The sequence below is a fragment of the Amycolatopsis circi genome (genome assembly GCF_003385235.1).
Lineage (GTDB): Bacteria > Actinomycetota > Actinomycetes > Mycobacteriales > Pseudonocardiaceae > Amycolatopsis > Amycolatopsis circi.
The window spans coordinates 36957-62004 of record NZ_PQIA01000002.1; the positions used below are offsets into that span (position 1 = coordinate 36957).

At 67.3% G+C, this 25048-nt stretch carries 23 protein-coding genes; 15 read left to right on the top strand and 8 right to left on the bottom strand.

The genetic code is table 11. From position 1 onward, the window contains the following. Nucleotides 1–3: 3 nt before the first annotated feature. A complete protein-coding gene (locus D0D37_RS00680) occupies nt 4–1803 on the bottom strand; it encodes a peptide ABC transporter substrate-binding protein (protein ID WP_116198510.1) in 1800 nt (599 codons plus the stop codon). 150 nt (nt 1804–1953) lie between these two features. On the opposite strand from D0D37_RS00680, the gene D0D37_RS00685 reads away from it, so the two are divergent. The 5 genes from D0D37_RS00685 (at nt 1954) to D0D37_RS00705 (ending at nt 7285) form a co-directional block, all read left to right on the top strand. After that, a complete protein-coding gene (locus D0D37_RS00685) occupies nt 1954–3099 on the top strand; it encodes an ROK family transcriptional regulator (protein ID WP_244223331.1) in 1146 nt (381 codons plus the stop codon). Next, on the top strand, nt 3096–4550 hold the full coding sequence (locus D0D37_RS00690; RefSeq protein ID WP_116198512.1) for a M81 family metallopeptidase: 1455 nt from the start codon (nt 3096–3098) through the stop codon (nt 4548–4550). The genes D0D37_RS00685 and D0D37_RS00690 overlap by 4 nt, the downstream gene beginning before the upstream one ends. Before the next feature lie 107 nt (nt 4551–4657). Further along, nucleotides 4658–5422 carry an ArsR/SmtB family transcription factor gene (locus D0D37_RS00695; protein ID WP_244223332.1) on the top strand — a complete coding sequence of 255 codons (765 nt, stop codon included), beginning with the start codon at nt 4658–4660 and terminating at the stop codon, nt 5420–5422. A gap of 302 nt (nt 5423–5724) precedes the next feature. Further along, nucleotides 5725–6792, top strand: coding sequence for a transcription termination factor Rho (gene rho, locus D0D37_RS00700; RefSeq protein WP_116198513.1), 1068 nt, complete (start codon nt 5725–5727; stop codon nt 6790–6792). Between the two features lies 1 nt (nt 6793). Further along, entirely contained in the window at nt 6794–7285 is a 492-nt protein-coding gene (locus D0D37_RS00705; protein ID WP_208719730.1) for a GNAT family N-acetyltransferase, read from the top strand. A gap of 92 nt (nt 7286–7377) precedes the next feature. Here D0D37_RS00705 and D0D37_RS46410 read toward each other — a convergent pair whose 3' ends face one another. After that, nucleotides 7378–7698 (bottom strand): hypothetical protein, encoded by a 321-nt coding sequence (locus D0D37_RS46410; RefSeq protein WP_162834020.1) that lies wholly within the window; start codon nt 7696–7698, stop codon nt 7378–7380. An 82-nt stretch (nt 7699–7780) separates the two neighbouring features. Then, a complete protein-coding gene (locus D0D37_RS00715) occupies nt 7781–9151 on the bottom strand; it encodes an APC family permease (RefSeq protein ID WP_116198561.1) in 1371 nt (456 codons plus the stop codon). A gap of 188 nt (nt 9152–9339) precedes the next feature. Between D0D37_RS00715 and D0D37_RS00720 the strand changes: the two genes are divergently transcribed. The 3 genes from D0D37_RS00720 (at nt 9340) to D0D37_RS00730 (ending at nt 11903) form a co-directional block, all read left to right on the top strand. After that, complete coding sequence (locus D0D37_RS00720) at nt 9340–9825, top strand: Lrp/AsnC family transcriptional regulator (protein ID WP_116198515.1); 486 nt, start codon at nt 9340–9342, stop codon at nt 9823–9825. A 168-nt stretch (nt 9826–9993) separates the two neighbouring features. Continuing rightward, nucleotides 9994–11382 (top strand): aspartate aminotransferase family protein, encoded by a 1389-nt coding sequence (locus D0D37_RS00725; RefSeq protein ID WP_116198516.1) that lies wholly within the window; start codon nt 9994–9996, stop codon nt 11380–11382. 113 nt (nt 11383–11495) lie between these two features. Further along, a complete protein-coding gene (locus D0D37_RS00730; protein ID WP_067580428.1) occupies nt 11496–11903 on the top strand; it encodes a hypothetical protein in 408 nt (135 codons plus the stop codon). Between the two features lie 60 nt (nt 11904–11963). Here the strand turns inward: D0D37_RS00730 and D0D37_RS00735 are convergent, their stop codons facing one another. Both D0D37_RS00735 and D0D37_RS00740 read right to left on the bottom strand, forming a co-directional pair. Next, entirely contained in the window at nt 11964–13448 is a 1485-nt protein-coding gene (locus D0D37_RS00735) for an alpha/beta hydrolase (protein ID WP_116198517.1), read from the bottom strand. A gap of 79 nt (nt 13449–13527) precedes the next feature. Further along, nucleotides 13528–14343, bottom strand: a complete 816-nt coding sequence (locus tag D0D37_RS00740) for a class I SAM-dependent methyltransferase (protein ID WP_116198518.1) — start codon at nt 14341–14343, stop codon at nt 13528–13530. Between the two features lie 55 nt (nt 14344–14398). On the opposite strand from D0D37_RS00740, the gene D0D37_RS00745 reads away from it, so the two are divergent. The 5 genes from D0D37_RS00745 (at nt 14399) to D0D37_RS00765 (ending at nt 17583) form a co-directional block, all read left to right on the top strand. Beyond that, on the top strand, nt 14399–14854 hold the full coding sequence (locus tag D0D37_RS00745) for a MarR family winged helix-turn-helix transcriptional regulator (protein WP_116198519.1): 456 nt from the start codon (nt 14399–14401) through the stop codon (nt 14852–14854). 84 nt (nt 14855–14938) lie between these two features. Then, complete coding sequence (locus tag D0D37_RS00750) at nt 14939–16138, top strand: FAD-dependent monooxygenase (protein ID WP_116198520.1); 1200 nt, start codon at nt 14939–14941, stop codon at nt 16136–16138. 29 nt (nt 16139–16167) lie between these two features. Then, nucleotides 16168–16566 (top strand): MerR family transcriptional regulator, encoded by a 399-nt coding sequence (locus tag D0D37_RS00755; RefSeq protein WP_116198521.1) that lies wholly within the window; start codon nt 16168–16170, stop codon nt 16564–16566. Then, the gene (gene trxA / locus D0D37_RS00760; RefSeq protein WP_116198522.1) at nt 16563–16871 is read left to right on the top strand and encodes a thioredoxin; all 309 of its coding nucleotides are present in this window, start codon (nt 16563–16565) and stop codon (nt 16869–16871) included. Before D0D37_RS00755 ends, trxA begins: the two co-directional genes overlap by 4 nt. A gap of 79 nt (nt 16872–16950) precedes the next feature. After that, a complete protein-coding gene (locus tag D0D37_RS00765) occupies nt 16951–17583 on the top strand; it encodes a DUF998 domain-containing protein (protein WP_116198523.1) in 633 nt (210 codons plus the stop codon). On the opposite strand, the gene D0D37_RS00770 is transcribed toward D0D37_RS00765, so the two are convergent. Beyond that, nucleotides 17565–18695 (bottom strand): MAB_1171c family putative transporter, encoded by a 1131-nt coding sequence (locus D0D37_RS00770; RefSeq protein WP_116198524.1) that lies wholly within the window; start codon nt 18693–18695, stop codon nt 17565–17567. The genes D0D37_RS00765 and D0D37_RS00770 overlap by 19 nt on opposite strands. Before the next feature lie 265 nt (nt 18696–18960). Between D0D37_RS00770 and D0D37_RS00775 the strand changes: the two genes are divergently transcribed. Then, entirely contained in the window at nt 18961–19902 is a 942-nt protein-coding gene (locus D0D37_RS00775) for an NAD-dependent epimerase/dehydratase family protein (RefSeq protein WP_116198525.1), read from the top strand. A 107-nt stretch (nt 19903–20009) separates the two neighbouring features. Continuing rightward, nucleotides 20010–23411, top strand: a complete 3402-nt coding sequence (locus tag D0D37_RS00780) for an aminotransferase class I/II-fold pyridoxal phosphate-dependent enzyme (protein WP_116198526.1) — start codon at nt 20010–20012, stop codon at nt 23409–23411. Nucleotides 23412–23641: 230 nt separating this feature from the next. Here the strand turns inward: D0D37_RS00780 and D0D37_RS00785 are convergent, their stop codons facing one another. Next, on the bottom strand, nt 23642–24184 hold the full coding sequence (locus D0D37_RS00785) for a toxin (protein WP_208719731.1): 543 nt from the start codon (nt 24182–24184) through the stop codon (nt 23642–23644). Beyond that, nucleotides 24181–24630 carry a helix-turn-helix domain-containing protein gene (locus D0D37_RS00790; RefSeq protein WP_116198527.1) on the bottom strand — a complete coding sequence of 150 codons (450 nt, stop codon included), beginning with the start codon at nt 24628–24630 and terminating at the stop codon, nt 24181–24183. The genes D0D37_RS00785 and D0D37_RS00790 overlap by 4 nt, the downstream gene beginning before the upstream one ends. Nucleotides 24631–25048 lie beyond the last annotated feature (418 nt).

The window sequence follows — 25048 nt, forward strand, 5'->3', positions numbered from 1 at the left end:
TCCTCACCTCGTCCAGAACCAGCGTTGCGGCAGCAGTTGCCCGGCCATCGGGTCCTGAGAAACGCCGTGCAGCGCGGTGTCGATCGCCGACACCTGATACGGCGGATTCGGCAGCCACAGCACCGGAAGCTGCTCGGCCAGGTAAGCGCTGTACTCGAGCATCGCGCGGTCGTCTGACGCGAGGTTGGTGGCCGCGATCAGCTTGTCCGCCTTCGGATCGGTGTAGCTGCCGAAGTTCGTGCCCGCGCCGGTCGCGAACAGCTCCTCGCCGCTCGGGTTCGCCGAGAAGTACCAGCTGCCTTGTGTGCCGAAGTAGGACAGCTGCCAGCTGCAGGAGGGATCCTTCGACTCGCACGCGGTTCCGTTGGCCAGCACGGTGTTCAGCGGCTGCGCGTTGATCTTCATCTCGATGCCGACCTTTGACAGCTCCGAGCGCAGTTCCTGCATGGTGCCGTCGGTCTCGTCGGAACCGGATTCGGTCAGCATGGTCAGCGACAGCCGGGTGCCCGTTGCGATGCCTTCGCCGCACTGTTTGGCGTCCGCGCAGAGGAGGACGCCGTCGGCGCCGGGTTTCCAGCCGTGGTCGGCGAGCAGCTTTTTGGACTTCGCGAGGTCGAACGGATACGGATTGGTCTTCTGCTTGGGGGACAGGTACTTCGTGTCGTTGTCCTGCGGAACCGGGCCGTAGCCGACGCGGGCGGCACCGCGCCAGATCACCGAGGTGATGGCGTCCTGGTCGACCGCGTGCTGGATCGCCTGCCGCACATACAGCTGGGAGAACACCTTGCCCAGCTTGGGATTGTTGAAGTTGTACGGCGAATACGTGATGGACCAGCCGTTCCACGGTTCGACCCGGTAGCCCTGCTCCTCCAGTTTCGAGCGCTGGCCTAGGTTCGACGTCGCCAGGTAGCCGTAGTCGACGCCACCGGCGCGCAGCACGTTGTACTCCGCAGACGAACTCGTGAAGGTCAGGAACCGGACGGTGTCGAGCTTCGCCGGGTCAGGTCCGGTGTACTTCGGGTTCTTCCGCAGCGTCACCTCGCCGGACGTGGTGAAACCGGCCAACGTGAACGGTCCGTTCACGACTTTCCACAGTGGATTTGTCCCGTAGGTGCCGAGCTGTTTCGCCTGGCTGACCAGGAAATCGAAGACCTGCTTCGCGCCGTCCGGGGTGCGGTCGTGATCGCCGACCGGGCCCGCGGCGCTCGTGCGGTCCCACGCGTGCGGCATCGGGACGATCAGGCTGAGCTGATTGGCGGTGAACCAGTCCGGGTTGTACGCCTTGTCCAGGGTGAACGTGAACGTGCGGTCGTCCACGGCGTGGAAGCCGGTGATGCTGTCCGGGATCAGGCCCTTCGAGTACTTGCCCCAGTTGTCCTTGCCCGCGCGGGCGAGGTTGAGCCAGAACTCGACGTCGCGGCTGGTCAGCGGCTCGCCGGTGGCCCAGGTCAACGGCTTGAGCGTGATCGTCACGGTCTTGCCGTCGGGGGAGTAGCGCGGCGGGTTGGCGGCGCTCGCGGCGTCGTCGAGCGTGACCGACCCGGAACTGTCGTCGTAGGCGTAGAGCGGCACGAACATCGTCGAGCGGATCATGCCGTTGTACGACCCGCCGTAGCCGGGGATCGAGAACGGCATGATCCAGTTCGGCGTCGCCGACGGGGGCATCGCGAACCGCACGGTGCCGCCGGTTTTCGGGGTGCCGGAACCGCCGCCGTGCGGTTCCCGGCTCGCCGCGCAGCCGGACAACGCCAGCGCGGCGGCGAGCGTGACCCCGAGTGCGGCGCGCCACGGGCGTCGAGCCATTCGCATCACTTCCAACAACTCTGATGAAAGACCGGTGCCAGGTGCTATGCGGTGTCCTGGCTGTCGGGTAATCTCGCACGAGAGACGGGAAATGCCAAGAGTCCTGTCGAACGGTTTAGTTACATCAGTTTTGATGAAAGAGGTGACGCGGTGGATCCGGCCGGACCGGTGCGGCTGTTGTGGCTGGTCGCGCACGGCCACGCGACGTCGCGCATGGACCTGGCGCGAGCGCTCGGGCTGCCGCAATCGACGGTGTCGGTGCGCACGCAGGCGCTGATCTCCGCCGGGGTGCTGAGCGAGTCCGGCGAAGGCCGGTCCGCGGGCGGACGGCGGCCGAAGCTGCTGTCGGTCAACGCGGAGTTCGGCCACGTCTGGGCCGTCGACGTCGGTTCCCGGCACGTGCGGATCGGCGCGCTCGACATCGCGGGCAACCTGTTGCAGGTGCACGAACGGCCGCTGGACATCAGCCAAGAGCCGCGCGAACTGGTCGCCGGATTCGCGGCCGTGGTGCGCGAAGTCATGGCGGAAGCGGAGTGTCCTGGCCGGGCGCTCGGCCTCGGCGTCGCATTTCCCGGTCCGGTGGACGTCGTCGCGGGCACGATCACGCTGGCGTCGCGGATGCCGGGCTGGCGCGGGTTCGCGGTGCGGGAGGCCTTGGCAGAGCAGTTCGACCTTCCGGTCGTCGTGGACAACGACGCGAACCTGCTGGCGCTGGGCGAATCCGTGTCCGGGCCGCCCGGCCGGACCCTGCTCGTGGTGAAAGCGGGCACCGGGATCGGGTCGGGAATCGTGCTGAGCGGCGAGCTTTACCGCGGCCGGGCCGGGGTCGCGGGCGACATCAGCCACGTCCGCGTGCCCGCCGCCGAGGACCGGCCGTGCGCCTGCGGGAATCGCGGCTGCCTGGAGGTGGTGGCCAGCGGGGCCGCGCTCGTCGGGCAGTTGCGGGCGCAGGGGATGAAGCTGGAGACCACCGCGCAGGTGGCGGCCACCGCCGAGGACGGACACCCCGAAGTGACCACGGCCGTGCGGCGGGCCGGCCTGCGGCTCGGCGAGGTGCTGGCCACGGTGGTGAACTTCAGCAACCCGGACGAGGTGCTGCTCGGCGGCGCGCTGGCCGGTTCGGAAGCGTTCGTCGCGGCGGTGCGCGGTGCGCTGTACGAACGGTGTCTTCCCTTGGCTACCAGGGAACTGCGGATCGACCGGGTGCGTTTCGGGGCGGACGCGGGACTTTACGGCGCGGGCGCGCTCGCGCTGGACGCGGTGTTCGAGCAAGCGATCAAACGGAGTGGACGATGAAGAAGCTGCGGGTCGGGATCACCGGAATCGCCATCGAATCGAGTACCTTCTCCCCGCATCGGTCCACTGTGGACGACTTCCGGATATCGCGCGGCGACGATTTGCTGGCCCGCTACGACTTCCTCAACGCGGGCTGGGCTTCCGACGTCGAATGGGTTCCGCTGGTCGACGCTCGGTCGCTCCCCGGTGGCGCGGTCACCGAGGAGGCTTATGCCGAACTGTCCGGGGAAATCCTGGACCGGTTGCGTTCAGCGGGCGACCTGGACGGGTTGTTCTTCGACATCCACGGAGCGATGAGCGTCGTCAGACGGTCCGATGTGGAGGCTTCGCTCGCGCAGGAGATCCGTTCCCTTGTCGGCCCGGATGTCCTGGTGTCGGCGTCGATGGACTTGCACGGCAACGTTTCCCGCGAACTGGTCACCGCGTTGGACTTGATCACCTGCTATCGGATGGCTCCGCACGAAGACGCGTGGGACACCCGTGAGCGGGCGGCGCGGAATCTGGTGTCGCGGCTGCGGTCCGGCGGCCGGCCGAAGAAGGCTTGGGTGCAGGTTCCGGTTTTGCTGCCGGGGGAGAAGACGAGCACCCGGCTGGAACCGGCGAAGAGCATTTACGCGGCGGTGGACGACGTCGAAGCGCTCGACGGAGTTCTGGACGCAGCGATCTGGGTCGGCTATGCATGGGCCGACGAACCACGCTGCCAGGCCGCGGTAGTGGTGATGGGCGACGACGTTTCGGTGATCACCAAGGAAGCGGAGTATCTGGCACAGTCCTATTGGGACGCTCGACACGACTTCGCTTTCGTCGCCCCGACTGGCACCTTGCCGGAATGCCTGGAGCAGGCGGTTGCTTCGACCTCGCGGCCGTTCTTCATCAGCGATTCCGGCGACAACCCGACCGCCGGTGGTGCCGGGGACACGTCGTGGAGCCTGGACGTCCTGCTGAACACTCCGGCCATTGTGGACTATTCGCTGACCACTTTGTACGCGGCCATTGTGGACCCAGAAGCCGTCGCGACGGCGGTGGCGGCGGGCGTCGGCGCGACGATTTCCGTTGAGCTGGGCGGAAAAGTCGACTCCGGACCGCACGGCCCGGTCGCGCTCACCGCGCAGGTGGCCGCGATCGACACCGACGACCCAGTTGCCGGAACCGCGGTGGCGCTGGCGGTCGGCGGCCTGCGGGTGATCGTGACCGCGCGCCGCAAGCCGTATCACCTCGAATCCGACTTCCACGCGCTCGGCCTGCGTCCGCGCGAGGCGGACGTCGTGATCGTGAAAATCGGCTACCTCGAACCGGAGCTGTACGACATGGCCGCGGACTGGCTGCTGGCCCTCACGCCCGGCGGCGTCGACCAGGACCTGCTCCGGCTGGGCCACGGCGGCATCGTCCGGCCGATGTTCCCCTTCGACGCCGACATGGCGGCCCCCTCGCTCACTCCCGAGGTCTTCTGAACACTTTGAGTAGTCAGCGCCGAGGCGGTCCGTGACTCGCCTCGGCGCTGACCTGTGTCTGCACTCGCCGACTTGACAGGCAGGCATTTGACTGCCTTACTGTAAGTGTGCAACCTGACCTGGACAAAGTGTTCAAGGCGCTGGCGGATCCGACCCGCCGGTACCTGCTCGACCAGCTGCGCGAGGACAACGGGCAGACGCTGGGCGAGCTGTGCCGCCGGCTGGAGATGACGCGGCAGTCCGCGACCCAGCACCTCGCCGTGCTGGAGGCGGCGAATCTGGTGAGCAGCGTGCGCCGCGGCCGGGAAAAGCTGCACTACCTGAATCCGGTGCCGCTGCACGAGATGCAGGAGCGGTGGGTGGACCGGTTCGAGCAGCCGCGGCTGCGGATGCTCAGTGCCGTCAAACGTCGAGCAGAGGAAGTCATGAAGCCGAGTTTTGTGTACGTGACCTACATCGAGAGCACGCCGGAAAAGGTGTGGCACGCGCTCACCGACCCCGAGCTGACCGGGCAGTACTGGGGCCACCGCAACGAATCCGATTTCAAGCAGGGTTCGCGGTGGGCGCACGTGCGGACCGACGGGTCCGGAATCGCCGACGTCGAGGGCGAGGTTGTCGAATCGGTTCCGCCGAAGCGTCTGGTCACCACGTGGTTCGACCCGAACGGCCCGAAGGACCAGGAGCCGTCCCGCGCGACGTTCGACATCGAGCAGCACGCGGGAATCGTCCGGCTGACCGTGACCCACGAGGATCTGCCCGACGAGAAGGCGCACCAGGACGTGTCCGGCGGCTGGGCGGCGGTGCTGTCGAACCTGAAGTCGCTGCTGGAGACCGGGCACGTGCTGCCGCAGGCTCCGTGGGAGATGCCGTGACCGCGGCGCGGGAATAGACCCGCGGCTGGGTGCGTTGGGGCCTTGTGAGTGGCGATGCCGGTTCTAACCGGCGTAAACACTCACGAGGCCCCTTTCAGTTGTGCGGCCGGATCGGATGCGCTACTCTCACCGCATACCCCAGGAAGTCGGCCCCGCCGCCCAGGGGTTTCGCCCCCTCACTCAGCGTGAGTCCACGCGACGAGGAACGGCGTCTTTCCCGAAGCCCGTCGCCTGACCCGCTTCGTCTCACTCGGCGGTCCGCTTTACCGCGTCGACTGTCACTGCTCAAGGAGCCACAAACCATGACACAGCAAGGAATTCTCGACATCCACGGCAAGACCGCCACGCTAGGCTACGCCTCCGGCGGCCCGTCCGTGCCGGTGTCCTTGATCCGAACCCACGGCCTGCGCCGCGGCGACGAACTCGTCCTGGCCGACGGTGAACTCGTCTCGGTCAACGGCCGCCCGCCCGGAGAAAAGCGCCCCGATTTCGACAAACTCACCCCGATTCACCCGAACCAGCGACTGGTCCTGGAAACCACCCGGCACCAGCTCACCACGCGCGTCCTGGATCTGGTGGCACCGCTCGGCAAAGGCCAACGCGCCCTGATCGTCGCCCCGCCGCGCACCGGCAAAACCACTGTGCTGCAAGCGATCGCGCAAGCCGTAGCGGTCAACCACCCGGAAGCGCACCTGATGGTGCTGCTCGCCGACGAACGCCCCGAAGAAGTGACGGACATGAGCCGCTCGGTGCACGGCGAGGTAGTCGCGTCCACTTTCGACCGCAAACCCGCTGAGCACACCGCCGTCGCCGAACTGGCTCTGGAACGCGCGAAACGCCTAGTCGAAACCGGCCGCGATGTCGTGCTGCTGCTGGATTCTTTGACCCGCCTGGGCCGCGCGTACAACCTGGCAGCCCGCACCTCCGGCCGAATCCTGTCCGGTGGCGTCGACGCCAGCGCGCTGCACCCGATGAAGAAAATCCTAGGCGCAGCAAGGAACATCGAGAACGGCGGCTCGCTCACCATCATCGCGACCGCTCTGGTAGGAACGGGTTCTCTTGCCGACACGGTGTTCTTCGAAGAACTGAAAAGCACCGGCAACTCGGAACTCCGCCTGGACCGCATGCTCGCCGACCACCGCGTTTTCCCGGCGATTGATTTCTTCGGCTCCGGCACCCGCCGCGACGAGCTGATCATCCCGCCGCAGGAACTCGCCGTGATGAACGAGGTCCGCCGCGCCCTGTCCGCTCAAGACCCGAAGCGAGCCGCGGAACAGTTCCTGGACCAGGTGCGCACGACGAAGTCCAACGCGGAGTTCATCACCCGGGTCAATGCTTCGCTGGCGGTTCCGTCCACAATGGCCGCCTGAGTTGCAGACGGAACGCCTCCGCCTCACCGCGATCGGCCCGCCTCTCGCAGGCGAGCTGTACCGCCTGCATTTGGACCCCGGCATTGCTCGCTGGTACGGAGACTGGACCCGCGCCGACGCAGAAGCCCGCGCCGCGGAGATCGGCCGAAGCTGGCAACGCGACGGCGTCGGCAAATGGCTTGCCCATCACCGGGAATCCGGCGAACTCGTCGGCCGCGGCGGACTGTCCTACCAGGACGTCGATGGCGCGCGACGGCTGGAGATCGGCTGGGCAGTGCGCGAGGTGCACCGGGGAAAGGGCTATGCCACCGAGATCGGCCTCGTTGGCCTGGCCCATGCTCGCGAACTCGGCGTGAGGGAAGTCGTCGCCTTCACCGAGGTGCACAACGTCCGGTCCCGCGCGGTGATGGAACGGCTCGGCTTCACCTACCGCCACGATTTCCCGCACCGCGGCGAACCGTTCGCCCTCTACGAAATCTCCCTCGACTCCTGAGCCGAATTCCCGTTGTTGCCGAACCGGAATCGCCAAGATCTTTTAAGTTCTTCTTGTGCTGTAATCATCCTATATCGCGCTAAAGTCCGATCTCATGAACTCCGACGCGCGACCCAGCCGCAGCACGAGCCGCGCTTCTGCTCGTTGACGAGCGTCCGATCTTCGCTGACCCGCTCGCGGAGCGTTTTCTGGGAGAACGCGCCGAGGAACTCCTCAGCTACCACCAGTCCTACGGCGGGCCACCCAGCACTGGAAACAGAAACTTTTAACCGACAGCAGGCCAGGCGTACGCGGAGATGGTCATGGCCGCAGCAGCCGACCACAGCGAACCCTGGCAAACCTTCCTCAGCGCCGAGCAGATGGCCGCGCTCCTGCGAGACCACCTGCTCGAACCGATAGAGCACGTCCGGCAAAGAGCGACGCTCACCCCGGCCGAATGGAAACGCGGCGACGCACTCCACCCGGCCGAGCTATCCATCCTCACCAGGGCGCGCGTCAGGGAATCGTCACCAGCCACCGATCCGACCGCCGCCGCAAATACCCCCACCAGTACCCAGCGGAAACCACCAGCACCCCAGCCGTAATCGCCAGGTCCAGCAAACTCTGCGACACCAGCACATACCCCAGCGCCAGCACCACCACAACGGGCACCACCGGCCACCCGGGCATCCGCCACACCTGCGGCCGCCGATGCGCTGGCCGCCGTGCCCACAGCACACTGACCGAAATCGCCAGGTACAGCGCCACCACGGCCACCCCGGTCACACCGCTCAGCGTTTCCACCGGCACGAAACACAGCACCGCTTCCGAAACACCCACCACGAGCGTCGCCACCCACGGCGCCCCAAACCGCGGGCTCACCACGCTCAACGCGCGATTCACCGGCGCAGGCCAAGCGTGATCCCGCCCCGACGCGTACAGCACGCGCGAATTCTGGATCACCATCACGATCACCGCGTTCACGATCGCCGCCGCGATGCACAGGCTCACGATCGTGCCGAACGTCGTACTGCTCCAGCTCACCACGAGCGCGGTCAGGTCGAGGTTCCCCAGCGTCGCGAGATCCGGCACGCCCAGCGTGATCGCCACGACCGGCACCAGGATCACCACCGAGCTGATGCCGAGCGTCCAGAACACCGTCCGCGACACCGTTTTGTGCGGCTCCCGCATCTCCTCCGCCAGATACACCGCGGTCGAGAACCCCTGCACCACGAACAACGCCACCGCCAACCCGGCGATCACCGAGACCAGCGCGATCGGGTGCAATCCGTCCAGGCTGGGCCGCACGAGCACCGACGGCGGCCGGTCGCTGTGCGCGAAGCCGAGCACGGACACCACGACGATTGCCACGATCTCGATCACCAGGAAAATCCCGGTCAGCCACGCGTTCGACCGCAGGTTCACCAGGCCCATCCCGGTGGACGCCAGCATCACCAGCGCACCCGCCACCGACGGATCGACGTGCACCGCCACCGCCAGGTAGTCGGCCACTCCGATCGCGATGATCGGCGGCACCACCAGGATCACGATGAACGACAGCATGAAGGTGATCCACCCGGCGAACCGGCTGACCACCGTCGACACCATCGCGTACTCGCCGCCCGAACTCGGCACCAGCGTGCCGAGTTCGGAGTAGCAGAACGCGATCCCGACACACAGCAGCACGGCGAGCCCGATGGCCAGCGCGGTGCCGGTGCCGAGCGAGCCGAACAGCGGCGGGACGAGAACGAACAGTGACGACGCCGGGGTCACGCAGCTCAGCGTCAGCAGAGTTCCGCCGCCGACCCCGATCGATCTGGTCAGCGAGCGGCGCGCGGGCGAACCGGCGGCAGGGTCGGTCTGGACGGGGACCGGAACAGGCGGCATGGGGATCCCTCCGTCGGCGGCGCTGGAATTCGACGGATGGAACAGGACGGGTTTGCCGTTGTCAACGCCGGAAAGACGACGAAATCCGTTGTCGGCCACCCCGGTCAACGGACCATCTGGACACTCTGGGCGACCGTTCGCCACGGTCCAGCTTGCCCACGCCTAGGCCGAGCCGGGATGATCCCGGGATGCAGAGCCAGGACCCGAACCGGCCCGCGCCGCCGGTGGTCGACGACATCTCGAAGCAGATCATCGCCCAGTTGCAAGAGGACGGACGGCGGCCGTACGCCACGATCGGCAAGGCGGTCGGGCTGTCCGAGGCGGCGGTCCGCCAGCGGGTGCAGCGACTGTCCGATTCGGGCGTCATCCAGATCGTCGCGGTGTCGGATCCCTTGCAGATCGGGCTTTTCCGCCAGGCGATGGTCGCGATCACGGTCGACGGGCCGCTCGATCCGGTCGCCGACGCACTGGCCGAAATGGACGAGATCGAGTACGTCGTGCTCTGCGCCGGCCGCTTCGACGTGCTGTGCGAGGTGCTCTGCGCCGACGACGAGGCGCTGCTCGACCTCATCTCCAATCGCATCCGGACGCTGCCCGGAGTGCGCACTGCGGAGACACTCGTGTACCTCAAGCTGCGGAAACAGTCGTACCAGTGGGGCCTGCACCGCGGGTGACGACGAAATCCGAAGATCAGTCCCGATGGAAACGATGAAATTAGTCGTTGTGGGTGGCACTGACGACTGATCCGCTTGCCAACCGGCACCAGCTCGTGCGATAACCGAGAAGTCCGGCCGGTACGCCAGGGTGCGTGCCGGCAGCTTCGAGGCCCGTTTCGAGGAGCCATGACCACGACCGCCGAACCCGCCGGGATCACCACCGGCTCGGGCACTGCCGCACGCGACAACCTCTGGCTGCACTTCACGCGCCACAGCCGCGCCGACACCGCCGACATCCCGGTGATCGTGCGCGGCGAGGGCGCCTACATCTGGGACGACACCGGCAAGCGCTACCTCGACGGCCTCGCCGGGCTGTTCGCGGTGCAGGTCGGCCACGGTCGCGAGGAACTGGCCGAAGCCGCCGCGCGGCAAACGAAGCAGCTCGCGTACTTCCCGCTCTGGGGTCACGCGCATCCGCCCGCGCTCGAACTGGCCGAACGCTTGGCCGTCGCGTCGCCGGGCGACCTCAACCGCGTGTTCTTCACCGTCAGCGGCGGCGAATCCGTGGAAACGGCGTGGAAACTCGCCAAGCAGTACTTCAAGCTGGTCGGAAAACCCACTAAGCACAAGGTGATCAGCCGCGCGCTGGCGTATCACGGCACGTCGCAGGGCGCGCTGTCCATCACCGGAATTCCGGGCGCGAAGGCCGATTTCGAACCGCTCGTGCCGAGCACTCTGCGCGTGCCGAACACGAACTTCTACCGCGCGCCCGAACACGCCGACGACTATGCAGCATACGGCCGATGGGCTGCCGACCAAATCGAGCAGGCCATCGAATTCGAGGGCGCGGATACGGTAGCTGCGGTATTCCTCGAACCCGTGCAAAACACCGGTGGTTGTTTTGTTCCGCCACCGGGCTATTTCGCACGAGTCCGCGAGATTTGCGACAAACACGACGTGCTCTTGGTCTCCGACGAGGTGATCTGCGCGTTCGGCCGGGTCGGCTACGACTTCGCGGCCAAACGCTACGGCTACCAGCCGGACATCATCACCACTGCCAAGGGCCTGACCTCGGGTTACGCGCCGCTCGGCGCGGTGCTGGCGAGCGAGAAGCTGATGGAACCGTTCGCCGGCGGCGAGGCGACCTTCATGCACGGCTCGACCTACGGCGGCCACCCGGTTTCCTGCGCGGTGGCGCTGGCCAACCTCGACCTCATCGAGCGCGAGAACCTTTACGGCCATGTGCTGGAAAAGGAAACCGCCTTCCGGGCGACCCTCGACCGGCTGACCGATCTGCCGATCGTCGGCGACGTGCGCGGAACCGGTTTCTTCTACGGCATCGAACTCGTCAAGGACAAAGCGACCAAGGAGACCTTCACCGCCGGGGAATCGGAACGGATTTTGCGCGGTTATCTCTCGAACGCACTGTTCGAGGGCGGCCTCTACTGCCGCGCCGACGACCGCGCCGAGCCGGTGGTCCAGCTGTCGCCGCCGTTGATCTGCGACCAGCCGCAGTTCGACGAGATGGAGCAGATCCTCCGGGACGCCCTGACCGGAGCCTGGAAACTGCTCTGACCGAAGTCCGTGAAGGACTCCTTGAGGGAATCAGATTCCATCGAGGAGTCCTTCACGGACGGCCGGGTCCCGCTACGCTGATCTTCGTTGCCTACCCAACGGGAGGAAAGCGCGTGGCGCAGTGGAATGACCTGGTCGCCTACATCAGGCAGACCTACCGGGTGATCCGGGACGACCCGGGCGAAATCCGGATCCGGGTCCTGTTCGGCGACGACGCGGAGACGACGGGACGGGCGCAGGTCGTGGTGATCGCCCGGGAGATTTTCGACCAGCGCGAGGACTGGGTGCAGATCGCGACCCCGTTCGCCCGCGTCGACGAGGTCGATCTGCTCACCGTGCTGAGCGAGGTAGGCCAGACGCTGGTGGTCGGCGGGCTCGTGGTGATGGGCGAGCACCTCGTGCTGCGGCATTCGCTGCCGCTGCTGAACCTCGACCTCAACGAGTTCACCGATCCGCTCGAACTCGTCGCCGGTTCGGCCGAACTGCTGGAACAGCAGTTCACCGGGCGTGACGACTACTGAGCCGCCGCAGCCGCGAAAAAGCGGGGCCCTGCTCCGATCAGGGCCCCGCTTTTCGTTGTCTCAGTACGGCTGCGCAGCCGGTGCCCGCGGACCGTCCATCCTGGACTGAACGCTCGGCTCGACCGCCGGGCAATGCTTGCCGCGGCCCGGATTCGTGCCGTCGATCAGGAACGAGTCGGCGGCGTCGGTGACGCACTGGCTCTTCTTGAAGTACGCGCCGTGACCCCAGCCCTCGTAGGTGAGCAGCGGCGCGCCGGACTGCTGCGCCGCGCGCACCGCCCAGCTGTACGGAGTGGCCGGGTCGTAACGGCTGTTCAGCATCAGCATCGGCACGCCCCGCTGGACCGACAACGCGTGCTGCGGGTTGCGCACCGGAGCCGGCCAGCCCGCGCACCCGGTCGCTGCGCTCCAGCCCAGCGGCGAGAAGTGCAGGTCAGGCGACACCCCGGTGAGCGCCCGGCGATAGCTGTCGAGCTGCGGGTAGCTCGTGATCGGCAGCCGCCAGTCCGAGCAGAAGATGCTGTTGAACGGGTTCGGAATGGGAATGTCGTCCTTGCCGAAGTCCGCTCCGATCGGTTTCCCGTCGCGCAGGCTGACCAGGTTCTGCGCGAGCTTGCCCCAGGTGGGGCCGTAGAAGTTCTGCGAGTAGATGCCGACCAGCGCCATCGGGTCGAGTTTGTCGTCCGGGGTGCCGAGTTCGCCGCGTTCGGCGCGGGCGTACAGGTCCGCGGTCACCGCGCGGACGTTCTGGCCGTGCAGCGCGCACGACGTCGTCCGGTCGCACCAGTCGCTGAACTGCTCGAACAACTCTTGCGTGGCCTGGGTTTCCGTCTTCAGGAACTCCCAGGTGCTGCGGATGGAGTGGTCCATGTTGCTGTCGAGCACGAGCGCGCGCACCCGGTCCGGGTACGCCTCGGCGTACTGCTGGCCCATCAGCGTGCCGTAGGAAATGCCGTAATAGGTGAGCTTTTTGTCGCCGAGCGCGGCGCGGATCGCGTCCATGTCGCGCACGACGCTGCGCGTGTCGGAGTGCGTGGCGAGCGGCCCGGTGATCTTCTCGCAGCTGCGGCCGAGCGCTCGGTTGTACGAGAGCAGCTGCTGGAATTCGGCGGAATCCTTCGGCTGTACCGGGTTTTTCGCGGTGAGTTCGTCGAGCCCGCACTTGATCGCGGTGCTTTCCCCGACCCCGCGCGGATCGAACCCGACCGTGTCAAACCGTGCGGCGACCTTCGGCGAGAGCGTCCAGCCGCTTTCCACCTCGCCCGCTCCTGCCCCGCCCGGCCCGCCGGGATCCATGAGCACCGAACCGATCCGGTGCGCGGGATCGGTGGCCTTGCGCCGCGCGAGCGCGAGCTGGATCGTGCCGTCGCCGGGATGGTCCCAATCGAGCGGCACGGTGAGCTTGCCGCATTCGGCGCCCTGCCCGGTAGGACAAGGCTTCCAGTCGATCGCCGCGGGTGCGGCGCCTGCCGGTGCCGCGGTGAACAATGCCGTCGCCGCGGTGACCGCGGTGGTGGCGACCGCCAGTTTCCTGCCCAGACCCAATGCCCTGCCCCTTCGGCGTGAACTGGAGACGTCAGAGCCCACGATCTTGCCAGAAGGTGACGGGTGCCACCAGGGCGGGTTACCGTCCTTTGTGGACAGTTCGGGTGCTGGCCAGATGTACCTGGAAAGCAAGCGGAATCAGCCCATCGGGTCTGGTCAGTGCCGGTGCCTCGGCGAAAAAGGCGGTTTTCAGCGCGCTGGAAGCCGCTTCGCTCAGCGGGAAGACGTTGTAGACGGTCGAGACGAAATCCCAGACCTGATCGAGCGACCCGCTGAAATCGATCTCCTCGGTGCGCCACTGGACGGGACTGAACCCGGCAGGGGCGAGGATTTCGTCCACACCGGCCTGATCCCGCGTGCGCGGATCGCCGAGCTTGGGGATCCGCTGCTCGGCCGGGACGTCGGCGAGGATTTCCCGCAGCAGCTTGCCGAACAGCGCGTAGGTGCCGCCGTCGCTGACTCCGCCGCCGAGGACGAGCGAGAGTTGCCCGCCCGGCCGGAGCACGCGCGCCAGCTCCGCGGCCACCTGGTCGATGTCAGTCATCAGCATGAACGCCATGTGCGACACACAGGAATCGAACGCGTGGTCCGCGAACGGCAGTTGCTGCGCCCGTCCCTCCGCCACCGTCGCCGAACGCTGCCTGGCGAGTGCCAGATCGACGCTCGACACGTCGACCCCGATCGCCTGATGTCCCGCCGCGGCAAGCAGTTCGAGCAGGAATCCGTCGCCGCAAGCCAGATCGAGCACGCGCCCCGGACCGGCGATCTCGTCCCGGAGAAGCTCGTAGCTCGACCGCCCGTCGGCGCTCCGCCCGCCGCCGAACGCGCGCGAGGTAACCGCCGGATGGCTTGCGTGGAAGGCACGAAAGAAGGTTTCTTGCGCGGTCCTGGTCACTCTCCCAACTTACGCACCGGCGCGAAATCCCGCCGTCTCTTTGTAGAATCACCGGATGGCGGACGTGGCGACCGATCGGCGCGAGGCCGAGGTCTGGTGTTCCTACCAGCGTGTGCAACGGGTGCTCGGCAGCGCGCTCGACCGGCAGCTGGAGCGCGACGCCGGGATCTCCGGAGCGGACTACGCCCTCCTCGTCCCGCTCGCGAACGAGCCCGACGGCGTGCTGCGGATGCGGGAACTCGGCGCGACCGTCGAATGGGACCGCAGCCGGTTGTCGCATCACGTGAGCCGGATGTGCAAACGCGGGCTGGTCGTGCGGGAGAACTGCACCGAGGACGCGCGCGGGGCGAACGTCCGGCTCACCGACGCCGGGCGCGCGGCGGTCAAGGCCGCCGAAGGGCAGCACGGCGAACTCGTCCGCCGGTATTTCTTCGACCAGGTCAGCGGCCCCGAGCTGGAACTGCTCGGCCGCGTCTTCTCCCGGATGCTCACCCGGTTGGCGCAGGACTGACCGAGGCCGTCAGCGCTCCGTGCGGGCGCGGTAAGCGGTGCGCCGCAGTGTTGCCGCATCGCCTACCGACCCAGGGGAGCAGAGATGACCAGCAAAACCGTTCTCGTGTCCGGCGCCAGCGTCGCGGGTCCGTCCGCCGCCTACTGGCTGCACCGTTATGGCTATTCGGTGACCGTCGTCGAGGCCGCGCCGCAGCTGCGGCCGGGCGGGCAGGCCGTCGATTTCCGCGGTGAGCAGATGAAGCTCGTCGAGGCGATGGGCCTGCTCGATGACCTGCGGGAGCACGAGACCGCGCTGCGCGAGCAGGTGCAGCTCGACCCGTCCGGACAGCCCGCCTTCACGCTCCCGAGCGGGTTCACCAACGGCGAGCTGGAAGTCCTGCGCGGCGACCTGGCCCGCATTCTCTACGACCACACCAAGGACTACACCGAGTACGTCTTCGGCGATCGCGTCACCTCGCTCGCGGAGACCGCCGACGGCGTCGACGTCACCTTCCGCCACGGCGCCCCGCGCCGCTTCGACCTGGTCGTCGGCGCGGACGGCATCCACTCCGGCGTGCGGACGGCCGCGTTCGGCCCGGAGGCGAAGTTCCGCACCGACCTCGGTTACCACGTCGCCGGGTTCACCGCGCCCAACCACCTCCGCCTCGACCACGCGGGCCTGCTCTACAACGAACCCGGCCTCGGCGCGATCGTCACCAGCCACCGCGACCCGGCTTCCGTCACCGTCGGTCTCACCTTCCGCGGCGACCCGGACGGCTACGGCCGCCCTGACCTGGCTCGCCAAAAGGACATCGTCACCGAGGTCTTCGCCGACGCCGGATGGGAACTCCCGCAGTTGCTCACCGCCGTCGCCGACGCGCCTGACCTGTACTTCGACACCGTCGGCCAGGTCAAGCTGGACTGCTGGTCCCGCGGCCGGGTCGTGCTGCTCGGCGACGCCGCCTGGTGCGCCGGCCCGGGCGGATCCGGCACCGGTCTCGCGATGATGGGCGCGCAGGTGCTGGCAGGGGAACTCGCCGCGGCCGGCGGCGACCACGCGACCGCGTTCGCCCGCTACGAGCAGCGGCTGCGCAAGCCCGCCCGCGTCGGCCAGCGCAACGGTGCCGGTTCGGCCGACTTCCTCGTCCCGGCCACCGAGGAGAAGCTGCGCAAGCGCAACAAGATGTACCGCTCGCTGACCGGTCCGATCGGCCGCCGCGTCTTCGAGTACATGGGCAGCCGCGCCGCGAACGCGGTCAAATTCCGCGAATACCCTCAGCCCCGCGCGCACGCCTTGCCTTGACGCTGAGGAGAAGGTTTAGCGTCGAAGACATGCGGATCGGCGAACTGGCACAGCGGGCCGGGACCACCACGCGGGCCCTGCGCTTCTACGAGGCACAGGGCCTGCTCCCGGCGGCGCGCGCGGCGAACGGCTATCGCGAGTACGACGAGGACGACCTGCGCCTCGTCACGGAAATCCAGACCCTGCGCACCGTCGGATTCAGCCTCGACGACACCCGCCCGTTCGTCGACTGCCTCCGCACCGGCCACGACGCGGGCGACGCGTGTCCGGCGTCGGTCGAGGTGTACCGGCGGAAGCTCGACGAGGTCGAGGCCTGCATGCGCGACCTCGCCGCGGTCCGCTCCGCCCTGCTCGACAAACTCGCCGCCGCCACTGCCCGCCCGGCCGATCCGTGCGCCGCCCCCGCCGAACTCGAGGAGTCCCGATGACCACCGACGCCACCTTCGCCGCCGACGTCCTGGAGCACGGCCAGCCCGTCCTGGTCGACTTCACCGCCGACTGGTGCCCGCCGTGCCGGATGATCGCGCCGGTGCTCGCCGAGGTCTCGGCGGAACGGCCCGGCCTCACCGTGCGCGAGATCAACACCGACGAAAACCCGGAAACGATGCGCGCCTACCAGGTGATGGCGCTGCCGACGCTGATGGTGTTCCGCGACGGCGCCCCGGTCGCGTCCTTCGTCGGCGCCCGCCCGAAGGCGAAACTGCTCGCGGAATTGGACGATCTTCTGGGCTGAACCGGTGGATTTCCCCGTCTGTCCGGTGGTCCGGTGACGGAACAGGTACAAAGAGTGCACGACTTCGGGGAGCCGTGCCATGACTGCTTTCGTGCGCTCTTACCTGTTCCTTCGCCGTGCCATCGGAGTGCTCGGGATCCTGCTGCCGATCGTCGTGATCGTCGGCAAGGAGCTGCTGGAAGGCGGCGGCTTGCTCGGCTCGCTCAGCGGCTACTACTACAGCGATCTCCGGAACGTCTTCGTCGGCACGTTGTGCGCGATCGGCGTCTTCCTGATCGCCTACCGCGGTTACGGCCGCGTCGACGACATCGCGGCGAACATCGCGGCGATCGCCGGCATCGGCGTCGCGCTGTTCCCGACCCAGCCGGTCTCGCCGACGCCCGCCCAGCACGCGATCGGCGTCGCGCACCTCGTGTTCGCCGCGATCTTCTTCCTCACCCTCGCGTTCTTCTGTCTCGTCCTGTTCACCAAGGACGACGGCGCGCCGACCAAGCGCAAACGTTCGCGCAACGCCGTCTACCGGACCTGCGGCATCGTGATGCTCGCGTGCCTGGTGCTGATCGTCGTCAACGGCCTGTTCTTCAGCGCCGCCACCGCGGCCCTGCACCCGACGCTCTGGCTGGAGTCGCTCGCGGTGTTCGCGTTCGGTTTCGCGTGGCTGACGAAGGGCCAGACGCTGCTGGGGGACCAGCCTCAGCCGAGCTTGGCGTAAGCCTCCGAAACCTGGGTCAGCCAGGCTACTTCGGCGGCGAACGTCTTCGCGTCGTGGTCGTCGAACGCGCCGTTGTCCTGGTTTTCCGCCGGGCTCACGCCGGACGTCTTCGCCTCCAGCGCCTGGCGGATCTTGCGGGCCTCGGCCATCGCCTGATCGCCGTTCGGAGCGTCGGCGCGGTCCATGTACGGCCGCAGCGCGCGCCAGCCGTCGCGGATCTCGATCACCCGGCGGTGCAGCCGGTAGTGCAGATCCGACCAGCGCCGATCGGTGTCTCCCTCGGTCGGCGGTTCGAGCGCGATGCCCGGCGAGGATTCGTACAGCGAATGCCACAGCGGGTAAAGCGCGCGATAAGAGCGGTAATTGCGCTGCCACCTGGCGACCGACGACACGTGCTCGCCCCACGACGGCATGGTCAGCCCGAACGACACGAGCACGATGCCCAGCGCGCTGAACACCGACGGCGCGATCGCCCACGCGCCGAGGTGCCAGCCGAGCGCCGGGCTCACGATGTTCACCGCGCGCGTGGCGCAGTAGAGGAAGAGGATCACCGCGCCGACCGCGAGCGTCCGCAGCGTCCGGCGCAACCACACCCTCGACGTGCTCCGCGCGTACGGGAGGCACTGCAGGTAGATCGTCACGCACGGCACGGCTTGCGAAATGATGAACAGCAGCAGGTAGGTGAGGATCACCGGGTCGCTGCTGCCCACCGCAAAGGCGGTGCCCGGGGTGCCCGGCTTGTTGCCGATGGAGAACAGCACGGTCAGCACCACGAACAGCACCGCGCCGGAAATGATCCACGCCCGGATCTGGGACCGGATTTCCGCGGGCGGATTCGCCCACAGCATCAGCAGGAGCTGTGCGCTGATGCAGTACGCGACCGCGGCCAGGTGCAAGATCAAGATCGCCAGGTTGGGCACCCCGAACAGCGAGCCGATGCTGAGCGAGAGCGCACCGAGGGTGAAGGTGACGCACTGCAGGATCAGCGTCGTCATCAGCACGATGTAGGCCGGGTCGCGCCACGAGCGGCGCATCGAGAAAAGCTTGTACAGCAAGGCCGCGTACGAGGAGACCGCCGACAAGGAGAACAGAATGATCTTCAGGGTGTTCACTCGCGCCCCCGGAATGCGGTCAGTGCCCGGCGGGCGGAACGGTGTGCGCGGCGACCTCGGCGGAATTGTTCACGATCGGCGACCATACACCACCGCAACGTGCTGAACTAGGGCCGGAAAACTGGTTCTGGCCTGGGCGAATTCCGAGTGGATCTCCGGTGTCGGCGGCCTGCTCGAGACCTGTCCGCCGCGGCTCTCCGGTGAACGGCGGGAGGCGGGTTCGTGAACGGCCGCAACGGGATGCGCTGGTGGCTAGGGTGTCGCCATGGGTCTTCAGGTGGTGCTCGGGTACGGACCGGCGGGGGCGGCCACTGCCGCGTTGCTGGCCGAACGGGGAGAGCGAGTCCGGGTGATCGGCCGTTCGCCCCGAGAGAACGAACCGGGGCTGGAGCACATCACGCTCGACGCCGCTGACCAGGCCGCGCTCATCGAAGCGACCAAGGACGCGTCAGCGATCTACAGCTGTGCGAGCCCGCCTTATCATCGGTGGGCGACGGATTGGCCGCCGCTGCAGGCCTCGATCTGCGCCGCCGCCGAAGCGAACGGCGCGCTGCTGGTGTCGCTGGGGAATTTGTACGGCTACGGCCCGGTCGATGGCCCGCTCACTGAGAATCTGCCGCTCGCGGCCACCGGAACCAAGGGCCGGATCCGGGCTTTGCTGTCCGGACAACTGCACGCATCGCACGCGGAGGGCCGCCTCCGGATGGTCGAAGTGCTTGCTTCCGATTTTTTCGGCCCCGGAGTGACCGACGGCGGCCATCTCGCCGCCCGGGTCGTTCCGAACGTGCTGCGAGGGCAGAAGGTGCAGGTACTCGGCGATCCGGACGCGCCGCACAGTTGGACGTACATTTCCGATGTCGCCCGCACGCTGGTCGCGGCCGCGCGCGAAGAAAAGGCGTGGGGCAAGACGTGGCATGTGCCGACTGGTCCGCCGCGGTCCGCTCGGGTGATGGTCGCGCTGTTGTGCGAGGCGGCCGGAGTGCCTCCGGTGCCTGTGCAACGCCTTTCCCCGATGTTACTGAAGGCGGGCGCGCTCGTTTCGCCGTTGTTGCGCGAGCTGCAGGAGGTCCGCTACCAGTTCGACCTCCCGTTCGTCCTCGTTTCCCGTGCGGCACAGGAATTCTTCGCTATCGCGCCGACGGCGGAGAAAGATCAATTCGCCAGGACCGTGGCCTGGTGGCGTGATCGATCGGCTACCGTGAGTTGAGTTGCCTGTGCATTCCTCCGCAAATTGCCCAATGTCCTTGAAAACCTGGGCAAGAACGGGCAATCTCGGTGTCGACTGGGTGGGAATCGGCACGAGGAAGTCATGCCATGGGGTCTGCGACATCTGGGTGGGAAGAATCCGAAAATAGCCAGGACATCGCCGTTGTCGGAATGGGATGCCGTTTTCCGGGAGCGCGCAACGTCAACGAGTACTGGGATCTGCTGAGCGAGCCCAAACCGCAGTTTCGGCGAGTGCCGGATTCGCGGTGGCGGCGCGAAGCGTTCTACAACGACGATTTCCGGGACAGCACCGCGGTCTACTCCGACCGCATGGCGCTGCTGGAGGACGTCGGCGACTTCGACGCCGGGCACTACAAGATCCCGCCGAGGCGGGCCAAATCGCTCGACCCGCAGCACCGGCTGCTGGTCGATCTGACCCGCGAAGCGCTGCAGGACGCGGGATGGGAAGCCGAGGGGTTCGACCGCGACGACACGTCGGTGATCATGTCGCTCAGCGACAGCGGCTACCGCGACATGAGCACGCTGCACCTGCGGCTGAAACAGCTGGTCGGCGGCGAGTTCGGCCGGGCGGGCGATCCGGCGATGGCCGAGGCGGCGTCCGCGGTCAGCGGCCTGCACGCCACCGCGATGGCCGGGCTGCTGCTCAACATGGGGCCGAGTTCGATCAGCAACGTCTTCGACCTGCACGGCGAGAGCTACGCGCTGGACTCGGCCTGTTCCGGCGGGCTGACCGCGGTGGCGAACGCGGTGTTCGCGCTGCGGGCGGGCCGGTGCCGGATTGCCGTCGCTGGCGGCGCACAGCTGGTCTTGGCCCCGGATTTGTTCGTGGGCCTGTGCCGGATCGGCGCGATCTCGCGCACCGGCGAATGCCGTCCGTTCGACCGCCGGGCGGACGGTTTCGTGCTCGGCGAGGGGGCCGGCGTTCTGGTGCTGCGCACGCTCGCGGACGCGCGGGCGGCGGGGGACCGGGTCTACGCGGTGATCCGCGGCGTCGGATTGTCCAACGACGGCACGGTCAAGGGCGGCATGATGCCGCAGGAATCCGGCCAGTTGCGAGCATTGCGGCGGGCTTACCGGGACGCGGGAGTCGACCCGGCGTCGGTCGGTTTCCTGGAGGCGCACGGCACCGCGACCGCGGTCGGCGACGACGTGGAGATCAGCGCACTGGCCGAGCTGCGCCGCGGCGCGGAGGACGCGGCGTATCTCGGCGCGGCGAAGTCGGTGGTCGGCCATTCCCTTGGCACCGCCGGAATCGCAGGTCTGATCAAGTCCATTTTGTCCGTCCACAAGGGACAGATCCTGCCGCAGCCGGATTTCGAACAGGCAGATCACCTGCCGCTGCAAGACGCCGGGCTCCAGGTAGCCGGCCAGGTCACGCCGTGGGACAGCGACGGACCGCGCCGGGCCGGAGTAAGCGCGTTCGGCTTCGGCGGCTCGAACGTGCACGTAGTCGTCGAGGAAGCGGCGCAGGAGACTCCGCCCGTCGAGACGTCGCGGCTGTTGCTGCTCACCGCACGGGACCGAGCCGGGCTGGCTAGGCACGCCCGGGAGATGGCCGAGACGCTATCCAGCGAGAACCCGCCGCTGGCCGCCGTCGCCGGCACCCTCGCCCGCCGGACGCTCTTCCCGGAGCGACTCGCGGTAGCCGCGGACGACGTCGCTGATGCGGTCTCCAAGCTGGTCACCGCGTCGGTCGCCCTCGAATCCGGACAGCTCGGCGAGCTGGTGCCGGACGTGTTCGCGGGCGTCGTGTCGCCAGGGAAGGAGCCGGTCGAGGACGGCGTACCGGCCGAGCTGGCCCCGCGCGCGGTGAAGGGTGCCGGACTGAGGCCGGTCGCCGACGGCCTGCCGCACTGCACGCTCCCGCCAAGCCCGCTCAGCCCGCGCCGGCACTGGGTCGTCGACGACGCGAAACTCGCCAAAGCGCAGTCGTTGGAACCGCTCGGCGCCACCGCGGCACCGGCCGAGGAGACGGAGGAGACGACGTCCGCGCGAGACGTGCTGGCGGTCGTACTCGAAGAAGTCGCGCGGACGACGGCGTTTCCGGTCAGCGAGTTGTATGCCGGGCAACTGCTCGTGGACGACCTCGGATTCGACTCGCTGATGGTCACCGAACTGGAAGGTCGCTTGCGCAAGCGGTTCCCGGGCTTGCCTCTGGAGGTCGATCAGTCGAGTGCGCTGACAGTAGGCGCGGTGGCCGGAATGCTAGCTCCCGCAACGGCTTTGGCACCGACCGCTCCGGTTTCGGACGCTCCGGCTCCGGTTCCGGTCTGGGACCCGGCGAGCGCGGCGATCGAGGAGTTCCCGGAGGCAGCGGCGATCGAGGCGCGACTGAAGGAGTTCGACGACCTCGGCGTGCCGAATCCGTACTTCCGCAAGCATCAGGGACGGATGGACGCCACGACATCGGTGGCCGGCCGGGAGTATTTGTCCTTCTCCAGCTACAACTATCTGGGGCTGGCCGGACATCCGGCAGTGACCGCGGCGGTGCATGAAGCTGTCGAGCGGTACGGAACTTCGGTGTCCGGCAGTCGTTTGCTCGCCGGTGACCGCGACTTGTCGCGCGACTTGGAGACGGAGCTTGCCGCGTTTCTCGGAGTCGAGGACAGCCTGGTACTGGTGAGCGGACACGCGACCAACGTCGGCGCGATCGGCCACCTAGTCGGACCGGGCGACCTGATCGTGCACGATTCGCTGGCACACGACAGCATTCTGCAAGGCTGTGCGCTGTCTGGCGCGACACGGCAACCGTTTCCGCACAACGACACAGCACGACTGGAGGACGTGCTGCGTCGGTCCCGATCACGGTTTCGGCGAGTGCTGATTGTCGTCGAAGGCGTGTACAGCATGGACGGTGATGTCGCTGATTTGCCTGCGCTGATTGAACTTAAGCGACGCTATGGCGCGTTGCTGATGGTGGACGAGGCGCACAGCATCGGCACGATGGGCCCGCGAGGAGCAGGGATCGGGGACCACTTCGCGGTCGACCGTTCCGGAGTTGATCTTTGGATGGGCACCCTGTCAAAGTCGCTGGCCGGGTGTGGAGGATATCTAGCCGGATCAGCAAAGACGGTGCGCTGGCTGCGATACTCGTTGCCCGGTTTTGTATACAGCGTAGGGATCACTCCAGCGAATGCCGCCGCTTCCCTTGCCGCGCTGAGGATCTTGCGGGAAGAACCGGAACGGTTGGTACGGCTGCGAGACAATTCCAGATTGTTCCTGGAACTGGCGACAGCGGTAGGCCTGCCGACCGGGTCAGCAGGAGACACACCAATCGTGCCGTGTGTAGTAGGAGGCTCGGATACCACGCTGAAACTGGCCACGGCACTGTACGAGCGCGGGGTAGTGGTAGACCCGATCCTGTACCCGGCGGTGGACGAGGAACAAGCCCGATTACGGTTCTTCATCACCAGCGAACACCGGGAAGACCAGTTGAGATACGCCGTAGGAGCAGTGGGAACGGAACTGGCCAAGCTGCAGGCAAAGTGAGGTAGCCCAAGCAACACACCAAACCGCCACCGCTGCACCCAACTCGAGGTGCACCCACACCACCCCCGCACCCCGATACGAAGCCAAAATGCGGTCTGAGGGTGTTTGTCAAGGCATCTTTCCCGCCTTGACAAACACCCTCAGACCGTCAGCACAATCAAGCTTCGGGGTGCTCCACGCACGCCCGTGCGCAATGTCGCCGCCAGGCGACGAGCCGCACCCAACCCAAGCTAAAGAAGCGACCGCTCAATCCGATCCATAGGCTTCTCCCCCGCCTCAGGAGCCCCCGCAATAGGCTTGGCAGGCGTCCCCATCCGCTCCGACAGCAGAAACGCGATGATCTCCGCCTCCTGCTCCTGCGCGTCGTCATAAGTAGCGCGCATCAACATGTCCCGGACAATGTCCGGATCCAGATTGGGAAACAGCGAGCGAGCGCTCTCGTCGTCAAGGAGACCCGAGCCGCGATGGCAGCAGATGATGTGACCCAGCTCGTGCAAGATGATGTGCTCCTGGTGCGCCCCGGTGGTGTTGGCGTCGAAGAAGATCAGGTCCTCGCCCCGCGCGGCTACCCACATTCCGCACGGGTGCGACGCCGGCATCGGCAGCGGCACGAGGGTGATCGGCCGCTCGCGGATCTCGCCGAGGCGCGCGCAGAGGGCGGCCAGGTCGTATTTCGGCGGAAGGCCGAGTTCGGCGATCCGCTGGGCGCCTTCGTCGCGCATCCGCCGCAGCTGCTCGCGCCGCTGCGGGGCTTCGGACGGGGTGCCGGTCACCGTGCTGCTTCGTCCGTGACCGGGGGCAGCCCCTGCATTTTGCGGTACTGGTCCATGATCGTGGTGATCGCCTGGAGGTTTTCCTCGCGCATGCCCGCCGCGCGCATCGCGACCGCTCGGACGCCCGCCTGCCGCATCGCTTCGACCGCGGCCAGCTCCGACAGCACCGATCCGGCGACCTCGTCGTCGAAGAAGTACGCGACGGACACTCCGAAGAATTTCGCCAGCGCGGCCAGCAGCTCCTGAGAGGGATTGGTCCGTTTGCCGGTGCGCAGCTGAGACAAGTACACCGCGCCGGCCTTCAGTTCCGGCGACGCCCGCTTCAGCTCCGCTGCCACCTCGGCGTTCGTCCAGTGTCTTCCTTGCGGGCGCACCGTGCGGAAGAGGTCGTCGAGTCTGGAGGCCAGGGTGGGCCGGACATCGCCCGGCTGAGTGTCTTCGGACATGCTGCTACGCCCCTCCAGTTGCAGCTGATTGCTCTCAGCTAAGGCGACTATCTCAGATTAGCTCACAGTTGACAATCGCCGGAGGGCTCCACAAGACTGTGCCTCAACGAGATAGCTGGTGGCTAACTCGCCACATCCGGGCAGAGCGGCAGGCGTAGTACCGGCCCGGGGCGACGCTGGGGGTGTCGCCCCGCTCGGTCCGCCGAGGCCGGGCCCGGAGGCAGCAGAAGCACGATCGGACTGCCTCCGGGCCGGGCGCACAACGCCATCCGGCAACTCGTGACACAGCTCGTCGAGTACTCGCACGGCTGCCGGTGGACTGCGGCCGGGTTGCGGAAGTGGCCCGTTCAGCGTCCGACGGCTCCCCGGAACACCCCCGGCCTTGCTTGCCGCCTAGTCAGCGGAGGGTGCCAGCAAG